Raw genomic sequence first — 10733 nt, 5'->3', positions numbered from 1 at the left:
CGGTTCTATGGGGAGGAGGGCGCTCAAGGGGCACTCGCTACCACAGCCAAGCCCCGAGGCCCCTCTTTACCTACCATGTAGAAAAGTATTACCGCCTGAAAGCGTCGTTGACGGCCGCTTTCTCCGATCCAGGGTGGCTTGACCGGGCGCAGGCCAACTTGACCCCCGACGATCGCCAGGCTCTTTGGTGCGCCATGCTGATGGCATCGGGGCAAATGCTCGTCCGCGCCGCCAAGCAGTATCAGGCCATGGATGCCACCACATGGGAATCCTTGGTGCGAAATGGCGCCACCGGAATGATCTCGATGCGCGTCTTAGGCGAAGAGCAATATCGCGATAATCTCCGCACCCTTCGGGATACGGTGGTCAATCAAGAAGAGAAGTCAACCGAGGGCGGACGCTATGTCCTGCTGATTTCCGCTCTTCCGGGCATCTGGGATGCCCCAAAATAGAGTGCTTCATTTAGCACCATTGGGACGAAGTTTGTTGTGCCGGTTACGGAAGAAGGCGGAAACAATATCGCTTCCGCCTCTCCAACAACCGAATCGGAAACGTCGACCAACAACCCACGTCATCCCTAGCCAACCCTCTGGAGCTGCTGCCGTGTCAGGCCCCCAAGAGTAGCGGAGCCTGATTAGAGCATCACGGATGCTGGCCAGTGTAACCGTGGCCTAGAATTAGCTAGTTAAATCCAGCACTACGCCCGGTTCGTTGGCGGTAGCCAAGAGCTCTAACGCCGCCGTCACCCGACGGCGCTGCTCCCTCCGATCGTGGGCCGGACCTGCCGTCCGTCCGCGTGGTCCCGGAACCAAGACCGTCCGAGGTGGAAACACGCGTTGCGTATAGCGTCTTAAGTTGGAGAGACCCACCGTCGTGAATCCATGCGCTTCAAGGTAACGCTGCACCAGTCCCACGGACTGGTGGCAAATGGGTCAGACGGGAACCAACATCACCGCGTCGACGTCGTCTTCCTTGAAAATCTTCTCCATCTCGGGAGCGAGTTCATTAGCGACGATCCAGGCATTGGTCTGAAAACCAAGAAACGAAACATGGCGAGGCGCAACTGAACCAATAGCGCCCTCTTCGGCCAACTGTTTTAGGATATCCAAGGGCAGCACGGCATTGTAATCCGCCGAAGCTTCGGCGGGGTCGTAATGCCCGTGGCGAATTTGCCACTTTGCCATTGGCAAGGCGTCTCGGTCAATAACCCGAAAGCCGGAGTCGCCTTCCACCCGCGTCTCGTCGAAAGGCCGCTGTCCTTCAAGACTGATGCCTCCGGAACTCACCAACGCCACCCGAGCCGTGGTGAGGGGCTTGGTCATTGGAGACCAGGGCGCACTCAGGTATTCGGGCCAGGGATAGGTGTTAAAAGCTTCAGTCCATTCGGCCCGCTCCAACAAAGGCTTCGCATGGCGAAACCAACGGTGGTACCGGTCAAGCCAGTCCCGGTCTATGGTCATGTCGCCCTCCTCATCTGTGCGATTAGCGGAACCCTAGCACGGGATGCGGTACATAGGCCTCTTCCAGCCGTTGAATCTCCTCGCCGGTCAGTTGGATGTCCAAAGCCTTCACCGCGTCATCCAAATGATGAAGTTTGGTAGCTCCCACGATGGGTGCGGTCACCGGCTTCTGTTGCAGCACCCAAGCCAGTGCCACCTGCGCCATGGCCACTCCCCGCTCTCGCGCAACTTCCTCGACACGGCTTACCACCGCCTTGTCGGCCGCCTCCATCACGCCGTATAGACTCTTCCCAAACTGATCCATTTCAGCGCGCTTGGTGACCTCTGTCCAAGGCCGCGTCAGTCGTCCACGCGCCAACGGACTCCAGGGAATGAGACCAATGCCTTCAGCCTCCGCGAGGGGCAACATCTCCCGTTCCTCCTCCCGGTACAGCAGATTTAGATAGTCTTGCATGGATACAAACCGAGCCCACCCATGACGCGCTTGCAGATCCAGCGCCTTCATAAACTGCCAAGCATGCATAGAAGAAGCACCAATGTAGCGCGCCTTGCCTGCCTTGACCACATCGTGCAAGGCTTCCAATGTCTCTTCGATTGGGGTCTCATAATCCCAGCTAGTCTACATAGTCGGTTCCGAGCCGTTTCAGGCTGGCATCGATTTCATGCAAGATTGCCTTTCTCGACAACCCGCCGCCGTTTGGACCTGGACGCATGCGGCCGTGCACTTTGGTGGCGATGACCACCTCCTCGCGATGTGCGAAATCCTTTAAGGCTCGGCCCACGATTTCCTCACTGGTTCCATCCGAATAGACATTGGCCGTGTCGAAGAAATTAATCCCGAGGTCAAGCGCCTTTCGGATAAACGGTCGGCTTTCCTCTTCATTCAACACCCACTGGTGATTGCCCCGCTCCGGCACCCCGTAGCTCATGCAACCAAGACAGATGCGGGATACCTCAAGCCCGGTGTTTCCCAACCGAACATAATCCATCGAAACCCCTCCCTTGCTGTTTCCCCTTATTTTACCAGCCCCGGCGCGGATGCGCAGAAGCCGGGTGATGCTGAATTTTCCGTTTGCTGGTAAAATGACCCTGGCTCAGTGGTGGCACGCGGAGGGGATACAAAGGAGGATCGAGGAATGCTCATACCGCTATTGGTGGTGGCGATTTTGATGTTGGCCGCGCACGAAGCCGGCCATGTGGTGTTGACGCGGTTCTTGGGCGGCCGATGGCTGGGCATCGAGTTTAAGGGAATCATGGTGGGCGTCCGGCTCTCCGTGAAGTCGCTCTCCCTAAAACAAATCGCCTGGACTCTCGCTGCCGGTCCGCTGTCCGAAACCTACATCGTCGTCTTAGCCTGTCTCTGGCGTCCCCATGATGCGCACTGGTTTCTTTTGCTGCTGGGGCTAGAATGGGTCTTAAACCTCACACCATGGGGGCTCTTCCCCAACGACGGCACCCGCCTTTGGCGCCTCTGGCGAAAGCACGCGCTATCCTAAGGAGTGGCCCGCGACCATGAAATGCGGGTACCGGGCTTCAGAGCCTCTCCTTCAATGGATATTGGGAGTTCCAAGACGTAGTAGGCGTCGCGCACCCAAGGTCCGAGACGCCACGGTTTTAGCAGCGCGGTCCGCAGAATGCGCTGATCGCGGGTCAAATAGACTAAGCGAATAGCGTAGCGCATGAAGAATCCATGCACCGCGTTGGTGTGTGGGAACAACATGCCCTGCCCCATCCCCAAGTTCCGTGTTCCCATCAGGCCTAAAAAGCGATGCCAGGGGTTTTGGGTAAGGCGTACATGACTTCCCAATTCAATTCCATCTGCCGTGTGTACATTTAAATATGTCATATGGTTCTCCTAAACATGCATCAGCTGAAGCACCGAGATGACGGCAGGGCCCAGAATGACGATAAACATGGCTGGGAATATAAAGAGCACCATGGGGAAAATAATCTTGATGGGTATCGAGGCTGCCTTTTCACGGGCCTTGGCTGCCCGGTACTCTTTAATATCCTTGGCCTGCACTTTAAGGGCGGTGCTAATGCTACTGCCCGTGCGATCCGATTGGGCAACCAGCCCGGCAAACCGTTTCAAGGGAGCCGATTGGGTTCGCCGAGCCAACCCTTGCAAGGCCTCGGCCCGGGGGATGCCAAGCTGCATATCAGCGAGCACCCGGCCCAACTCGTCCTTAATCGGCCCGCTCACGTTGGCCACGACTCTCCGCAAGGCGGCATCAAAAGCGAGACCCGCTTCCACGCTCACGCTTAGGAGGTCAAACACTTCCGGCAGACTGCGGTCAATTTCCTGCAACCGTTGCTGAAACTTAGTATTTAGATGGATTCCCGGATAAACGTACACCATTCCCGCCAGCAGCACCGGCCCCAAAATCCGTTCATTAAGCGGAAGCGTGCGGGCCATCATAGTTCCGATGGCCGCCATGATAAGGACGGCGAGCGATGAAACCATGCGGGTGAAGAAGTAGATTTCGGGCGATTGCCGGATGCCGGCCAAGCGCAGTTTGTTTTCCATGTCCCGCTGCACATGCGTTGGCGCCAAACGCCGCACGAAGCCTCTTTCCACAGCCTGAATTTTTGGCCGGATCACCCGGTCCCAATAGGGTTCGGCCAACTCGTCATCCGAATCTTCTACGGGGTCTGGCAGCGCCCCCGACAACCGCTCATTAACAATTGCGCGCCAGCGTTGAGCCCGCCGCTCATGCGCCCAGGCATTTAACGCGATGAGTCCTATCGCAACCATTATTGCCGCTTCATATAAGCTAAGCATAATCCCCGCCTACATCTCCGGCGCTTTGACCAGCCGGTTGATAATCACGCCGCCAATCGACACAGAAACCAGCGAACCCCCCAGCATCCCCCAGCCGATATGGGTGGACAAAAGCGATCCCATGTAGCTCGGATCGGTGAACCAGAGCAACAGCCCAAGGCCAAAGGGTAAGACCGTCAAAAGCCATCCACTATACCGCCCCTGTGCGGACAGCACCCGGATTTCCGATTTGAGTCGTTGGCGATCCACGATGGTATGGGTGATATTCTCGAGGACGTCTGCCAACGATCCGCCCACCTCCCGTTGAATGGAAATGGCCATTACCGCGAGCCCCAAATCGCGCGAAGGAATGCGCCGGCTCATCTCTTGCAGCGTTTCCGCCGTTCCAAAACCCAACGCTTCCCGCTTTAAAATCCGCCGAACCTCATCGCCTAAGGGTCCCGGCGTCTCTTGAGCCACCAACCCCATTGCTTGACTCAAAGACGACCCGGCGCGTAGAGCGCTCGTGACCCCGCGAAGAAACTCCGGCAAAGCTTCTTCGGCCTGCTGCAGCCATCGGCGCTGCTTAAAGCGAAAATAGAAGGTCAGTCCCAAGAGACCCACTAACCCCAGAATGAGCCCTCCCACGACCCCGCGCAGCAAGAGACCCAGCAGAAACGGCACAATGAAGCTCAAGGCTCGGAATAAGAGATACTCACTAATCCGAAGACGCAGCGCCGCGGCCGCCGGTCCCATGCTCCATCGTTCCTTGAGCGACCGCGGCACTTTCTTGGTGCCGGCATCCAGCGTGCGCTGCGCGTGGATTAAGGGCTCCCGCTCCAACCCTCCCAGGCGGCGGCGAACGGCGTTGGCGGCCACCGATTCCCGTATCCCTACCACAAGAATGAAGAGCGTCACCGGCCACAGGACAATTAGCAAGGTCCGCATTCCGCTAATATCCTCCTGCAAAGAGACTGCCGGGAAGCTCAATGCCTTGAGCGCGGAGACGGTCGGCGCTCCGTGGCCGGATACCGTAGCCCCGGAACTCTCCGGTGACCCGGCCTTGTTCGTCGACGCCCGCCTGATCGAAGCCAAACAGATCCTGCGTGGTAATGGTGCTGCTCTCCAGTCCCACCACTTCAGTGATGCGTACGATCCGCCGTGAGCCATCAAGAAGGCGGGCCTGCTGCACAATAATGTCGATTGCGGAGGCAACTTGCGACCGAATCGCCGCCAACGGCAGCTCCACCCCAGCCATCAACACCATGGTCTCAATACGACTTAAGCAATCCCGCGGACTGTTGGCGTGCACTGTGGTCAGACTGCCCTCGTGTCCGGTATTCATCGCCTGCAGCATGTCCAACGCTTCGCCGCCACGCACCTCACCGACAATAATGCGATCAGGGCGCATGCGGAGGGCGTTCCGCACCAAGTCCCGCATGGGGATGGCACCGCGCCCTTCAATGTTGGGGGGCCGCGTCTCCAATGTGACCTTGTGCTCTTGCTGCAATTGCAGTTCGGCTGCATCCTCAATGGTTATGATGCGTTCGTGGGCGGGGATGAAGGCGGACAAGGCATTGAGAGTCGTGGTCTTTCCGGATCCGGTGCCGCCCGACACCACAATATTCAATTTCCCCTGCACCGCTGCTTCAAGAAACGCCGCCATATCCGAGGACAGAGTACCCATTCTGGCCAATTGATCCATGACAAAGGGATCCTTGGAGAACTTGCGGATGGTCACGGCATCGCCATTAACGGAAAGCGGACGCAAGACCGCGTTCAGACGCGAACCGTCTGGCAGCCGGGCGTCCACCATGGGGCTTGACTCATCCACGCGCCGGCCGGAATACGCCAGCATCTTTTCCAAAATCGCCCGCACATGACGCTCATCGCGAAATGAGGCTCCCGTACGGATAAGCTGGCCGTTTCGCTCCACATAAATCTTGTCATAGCCATTAATCATGATTTCAGAAATTTGATCGTCGTCTAAAAGCGGCTGAATGGGACCATACCCTAAAATCTCGTCGACGAGTCCATGGGCTAAGGGGTCCTTTTCCATCGGCGAAACCCCTGCAAGACTGTCCACAATGAGCAAAATACGCTCCATCAATTCCCGCCGGCTCAGCGCTTCCGGGTCCGTGATTTCGGCCAGCAAAGCATTTTGCACCGTCGACTTCAATTCCAGGAAGCGCTGACTCAAATATTCCGGGGCCGGCGGAGCCGGCTTGGGTGGAGTCAGCTTATTAGTTGGGCCCGCTACCTCGCGCGGTTCCGCGGGCGCCGGCGCTGCCGCGCCGCGCATGCGTTCTCGTAACGACATCCTCCTCCCCCTTTCCAGCTACCGCGTGCCCACTTTGGCGCCCAGCCACCGCCGCGGGCGCCGGCGCACCCCTTCCCGCTCCGCCACCAAGTCAGTGGCCAGCCCCAGCAAGGCTCGAGCCAGCGGGTTTTTTGGTTCGGCCAACACCAGAGGACGGCCACGATTGGCGGCCCGTACCGGTCCTGCACCGCCCGAGGGAAGGACCATTGTAATACCCATGCCCAAAATGTCCGCGGCCTCGGCCTGGCTAAGTCCGGTGTCAGAGTCAGCGCGATTTAGGGCCACCGCAATGCGATCACCGTAAAATTGAGACAAGAGGTCGAGCCCACGGGACACTGTTCCCAACGTGACCCGTTCCGGCGCAGCCAGCACCATAATGCGAGACGACAGATCCATGGCCGTTAGGTTCAGATCGGTGAGGCCCGTAGGCAAATCCATCACCACATAGGCGTGATGGCTTCGCACCAGGCGGATGAGTGTGTCCAATCCCTCCGCATCAACCAGCTCACTTTCGGCAAGTGTTGATGCCGCCGGCAGTATCGTTAGGTTTAAGCCTTTGACGCGATGCAATGACTGAATCGTCTTCTCCGGGTCAAGCCCGTTTCTTATGCCCCGCACGGCATCCGCCACCGTGGCCCCGGGCTTGTCCTGAATCATGGCGCCAATATCCCCCAACGGATCGCAATCCACCAAGGCCACCGCCTGGCTGGACTGGAGCGCCAGCGCCCAAGCCAGGTTGAGGGCCACCGTGGATTTGCCCACCCCGCCTTTGGCCGAGTAGACGCTTAACACCAGGCCATCGCGGGGGGCCTCAGGAGGCTCCTGGAGACTGGCGAGGAGCCGGGGAAGCTCTCCCGCCAACTCCCTATCTCCGAGCAGATTCACGGCTTCAAGAGTCAAGGCCCGACGCGCGGTATCCGCCTCTTTGAGGTTGCCAACCAATAGTTTTTGGCAGGGCAACGCGGCGACACTCCCAACCAAGCCTGGATTGGCCGATAAAAGGCGGTCGTCAATAATAAGAAGATGGTCCGAATCGGCGAAGCGATAGCCCAAGACTTCCCGGAGATTGTTGGTACGAAGCTCCACTTCCACATCTGGCGCGTCCGCCAACACCAAGGAGACCGCACCCATCATGTCGGGCAGTGCCAGAACATGTACCGTCAACATACCATCCCCTCCTTGGGTTGAAGATGAGGTCTCACGTGTTAGGACGTGGGCTGCTGCCATTGGCTGGTATCGAATGGTTTCGGTACCGCCGTCTTGGCGTTCGGCGCATCCAGCACCGCCTCGATCGGGCTTTTTTGCTGCATAAAGAGCAGCTGGGCAATTTGGTCGGGCGGCAACGCTAAAATGAGAGTCAAATTTTGTCCGATGGTCGGCTGAGCCGCTGGCGTAAAACTCCCGTTGACCGCTAACACTTTGATCCCGTTCAGAAAGTCTTCTGTGGCCTGTTGCCCATTTTTCTCGCTAATGGTCGCAAAAAGACTCACGGTATCTCCCGGCTCCACCATGCCGTCAACGACACTGGTCGCGCTCAGCGGCAAATCCACCGCCATGTCTCCGGGTTGAATGCGAGCTGCTAAAATGTTGGCGGATTTGGGTTGAAAGACGTCACTTGCGACCACGGCGACGCCGGGTTGGATGGCTTCGGTAGTCCACTGGCCCACGGCGGAAGCGATCTGGGTCAGGGCGCCCGAAGGCAGATCCGCCGTCGGCAGGCGCTCCGTCATCAATTCCGACGCGGTCACCACGGAATACGCCGGTATGGCCGTGCGGGCCACCACCAGCGTAGTCTCCGGCACGGCGGTTGACGACGCACTAGGGTTTGCCAGCAAGGTCTGAAGATATTGAGTCGACAAATACAGGGCAGCCGCCAGAGCCGCTAAGCTTACGATGAGCCAGCGGTTGACGCGAAGAAAAGATCCCACCCGTTCTTTGGCGACCATGAATTCTCCTCCCAACTGGGGAGAAAAGCGCACGCAGGACTTCGGCGTGCGCTCTCTTCACCCTAGTATAATTAGCCCGTAGTCGTTGCGTTGTTGATTGAAGTTCCCACGTTGTTCAAAGTGTGCGATACCGAGTGGCCCAAGAAGTGCAGCACAACAATTACAACAACCGCTACCAGTGCCAAAATCAAAGCGTATTCCACCAACGCCTGTCCATCCTTCTCGCGGTACAGGCTGCTGATTAAGCGGTTGATGAGAGCCATAGGATTCAGCAATGACTTCCCCTCCATTTCCATTTTCTCTGGATTTAGAGCGGATTCGAGCACCCGACTCGGTTCTCCTTTTTTCGACGTCGTGTTGTTTCGGGCGACAAATTATTCTCACGGCAATCTATTTGCGAATCTTGTCAAAGGCTTCGGATGTCAACTAAGGAGTGGCAATTAAGCGGTATGATGCGGTGGGGGAATAGCCGGACGAAGTGGAGGGAATGCCCGAGAGGGCCGCTTGCGGCGTTTCCGCATAAACCTGTTTAATGGTGAGTACAAATCCGGCATTGGTTCCATTGCTGCCGTTGGAGCCGACGACCGTGGCGGTGACAAATCCCACAATCGCCACATCGCCGTTGCCATTGTGCACGCTATCTCCGACCGGAAGCATCACGGTTTCGTTGGCTGGCAGCGATCCTAGCGTGTTCCATTCCGCCGACCCTGTCTTGCCATGAACGGCAACGGTCTTGCCGACTTGGACGTAGCCGCCGGCGGTGTATGCAAGAATCCCGTCATTGCCCGAACCGAACAGATTTAGAAACGACACCGGAATGGTGCCGGAAGGTGCACCGGGCGGCAATGAGGGCTCATGCCCGCTCTTATTGCCACGATAGAGAAAATACGATTGTCCCGGTTGCACATAGCTTGTCCACATGTCGTTCGGGACGGGCAATGCATCCCCCGAGTCCCCACTTGCAGGAAGCGCCAAGGGCAGCAAGAGGGATTCCGGAACACCGGTTTCGAGGCCCACCATGGAGGCCGCGTGGGCCGAGACCGTCACTCGGGGGACCCCCACTGCCACCCCGAAATCCATCGACACGGCGCCGCGGGCGGCGACCTGAACGACCATCATGCCCTGGTATGCACTCCAGGTATTATATTGCGACGTGCCCGGGGGATAATTTTGCAGGGTTATGCTGCTGACTGGCTCGAAGATTACCGTCGGTTCTTGATTCAAACCGGAACTCGGAAGGGATCCCTTCATGTTGGCCTCATACACGGCATCGGCCGCGGCCTGAGCGGGGGCTGTTGCAATGCTGCTCCAGGATGGGGGCGTTGAAGGGTCGGCAGCAATGGCAGCGTTCACCTCTTGGGTTATCACCTTGGCGGCGGCCAATGCGGCGGCGGAGACGGCGGCGCGTGCCTGATTGTGGACCACATAGACGCGGCCCACGTCCACAGTTAAGGCGGTCGCCCCCACAAGTACACCGGAGAACAGCGCGACCAATGGCAACGCCTGCCCCCGCCGATTTTTGAGGTCAATCCGCATGGGACTTCCCCCTTCCCATTCATCCTTGTACCAAAGGTCGTATCACACCGCGCGGAAATATGGAATTTTTTTAGCTAGAATTAATTGGACGTGCCGTAGAAAGTCGCTGGCGACGAGTTCGACGTATTGGAGAAACTAATATCGGGCGGATCTTCTTGAGCCATGGTGTAACTTTGGTGGATTTCAATATTCTTCGTTCCGAAAAAAGGAATAGCAATGGGATAACGGTAATCCACCTGCACCACAATCCCTGGGGTACTCCCCACGGTCGTCACATAGCCGTCCCACACCAGCCGATAGTTGGTGGAGGTGAAGGGCGACGGCGGGGCATAGGTGGAGGCCGAGGTGGACGAGGGATTGAGCCCAATTCCTGTAATCTGATTGTCGATGGCTTGTCCCACGGCCGATGCCGACTCGCCTAAACTCGCGGCCCGCACCCCGATTTTGGCAGCCTGTTGGATGGTAATGAATCCGTAGAAAATGAGACCGAACTGAATGATGCCATAGAGAAGAATCAGAAGCAGCGGTGCCACGAGGGCGAACTCGACCAGCGCCTGGCCTTCCTTCCGGAAAAGTTTTTGGAGAAGATTCGGTTTTGGATTCGACATGAGTCGTCCCCATCCTCTATGATTGCCCTAGCAGCTTGTGTGCGTAGTCGGTCCGCGATGCCGTCGCTCCGCATGTAGAGTAGCCCGTTAACTCGACCCTCA

15 protein-coding genes are annotated in these 10733 nt (G+C 57.8%); 2 read left to right on the top strand and 13 right to left on the bottom strand.

Annotation, left to right across the window (positions count from 1 at the left end):
* Positions 1-452, top strand: a 452-nt coding sequence (locus HIJ39_RS19170; protein ID WP_169102574.1) for a hypothetical protein, incomplete at its 5' end; no start/stop codon positions are given.
* A 225-nt stretch (positions 453-677) separates the two neighbouring features.
* Here the strand turns inward: HIJ39_RS19170 and HIJ39_RS19165 are convergent.
* The 4 genes from HIJ39_RS19165 to HIJ39_RS24970 are packed head-to-tail and all read right to left on the bottom strand — an operon-like array spanning position 678 to position 2449.
* A complete protein-coding gene (locus HIJ39_RS19165) occupies positions 678-905 on the bottom strand; it encodes a hypothetical protein (protein WP_169102572.1) in 228 nt (75 codons plus the stop codon).
* Positions 906-932: 27 nt separating this feature from the next.
* Entirely contained in the window at positions 933-1460 is a 528-nt protein-coding gene (locus HIJ39_RS19160) for a glycine/sarcosine/betaine reductase selenoprotein B family protein (RefSeq protein ID WP_169102570.1), read from the bottom strand.
* Between the two features lie 22 nt (positions 1461-1482).
* A complete protein-coding gene (locus tag HIJ39_RS24975) occupies positions 1483-2043 on the bottom strand; it encodes an aldo/keto reductase (RefSeq protein ID WP_338055250.1) in 561 nt (186 codons plus the stop codon).
* A gap of 31 nt (positions 2044-2074) precedes the next feature.
* Positions 2075-2449, bottom strand: coding sequence for an aldo/keto reductase (locus HIJ39_RS24970; protein ID WP_338055249.1), 375 nt, complete (start codon positions 2447-2449; stop codon positions 2075-2077).
* A gap of 147 nt (positions 2450-2596) precedes the next feature.
* Here HIJ39_RS24970 and HIJ39_RS19150 point away from each other — a divergent pair, with 147 nt between their 5' ends.
* Positions 2597-2956, top strand: coding sequence for a M50 family metallopeptidase (locus tag HIJ39_RS19150; protein WP_169102568.1), 360 nt, complete (start codon positions 2597-2599; stop codon positions 2954-2956).
* Here HIJ39_RS19150 and HIJ39_RS19145 read toward each other — a convergent pair.
* The 9 genes from HIJ39_RS19145 to HIJ39_RS19105 form a co-directional block, all read right to left on the bottom strand.
* Positions 2953-3306, bottom strand: coding sequence for a DUF192 domain-containing protein (locus HIJ39_RS19145; protein ID WP_169102566.1), 354 nt, complete (start codon positions 3304-3306; stop codon positions 2953-2955). The genes HIJ39_RS19150 and HIJ39_RS19145 overlap by 4 nt on opposite strands.
* A gap of 9 nt (positions 3307-3315) precedes the next feature.
* A complete protein-coding gene (locus tag HIJ39_RS19140) occupies positions 3316-4242 on the bottom strand; it encodes a type II secretion system F family protein (protein ID WP_169102564.1) in 927 nt (308 codons plus the stop codon).
* Positions 4243-4251: 9 nt separating this feature from the next.
* Positions 4252-5169 (bottom strand): type II secretion system F family protein, encoded by a 918-nt coding sequence (locus HIJ39_RS19135; RefSeq protein ID WP_169102562.1) that lies wholly within the window; start codon positions 5167-5169, stop codon positions 4252-4254.
* 4 nt (positions 5170-5173) lie between these two features.
* Positions 5174-6541, bottom strand: a complete 1368-nt coding sequence (locus HIJ39_RS19130; RefSeq protein ID WP_169102560.1) for a TadA family conjugal transfer-associated ATPase — start codon at positions 6539-6541, stop codon at positions 5174-5176.
* Between the two features lie 18 nt (positions 6542-6559).
* The gene (locus HIJ39_RS19125; protein WP_169102558.1) at positions 6560-7708 is read right to left on the bottom strand and encodes a CpaE/TadZ family protein; all 1149 of its coding nucleotides are present in this window, start codon (positions 7706-7708) and stop codon (positions 6560-6562) included.
* Positions 7709-7746: 38 nt separating this feature from the next.
* Positions 7747-8487, bottom strand: a complete 741-nt coding sequence (cpaB, locus tag HIJ39_RS19120; protein WP_169102556.1) for a Flp pilus assembly protein CpaB — start codon at positions 8485-8487, stop codon at positions 7747-7749.
* A gap of 71 nt (positions 8488-8558) precedes the next feature.
* Complete coding sequence (locus tag HIJ39_RS19115; protein WP_243239823.1) at positions 8559-8762, bottom strand: Flp family type IVb pilin; 204 nt, start codon at positions 8760-8762, stop codon at positions 8559-8561.
* 151 nt (positions 8763-8913) lie between these two features.
* Entirely contained in the window at positions 8914-10023 is a 1110-nt protein-coding gene (locus HIJ39_RS19110) for a pilus assembly protein TadG-related protein (RefSeq protein ID WP_169102554.1), read from the bottom strand.
* A gap of 80 nt (positions 10024-10103) precedes the next feature.
* Positions 10104-10631 carry a TadE/TadG family type IV pilus assembly protein gene (locus HIJ39_RS19105; protein WP_169102553.1) on the bottom strand — a complete coding sequence of 176 codons (528 nt, stop codon included), beginning with the start codon at positions 10629-10631 and terminating at the stop codon, positions 10104-10106.
* Positions 10632-10733: the final 102 nt, after the last annotated feature.

This window comes from Sulfobacillus harzensis (genome assembly GCF_012933365.1).
GTDB classification, from domain to species: domain Bacteria; phylum Bacillota; class Sulfobacillia; order Sulfobacillales; family Sulfobacillaceae; genus Sulfobacillus_B; species Sulfobacillus_B harzensis.
This window is presented reverse-complemented; position numbering and strand designations above follow the sequence as displayed.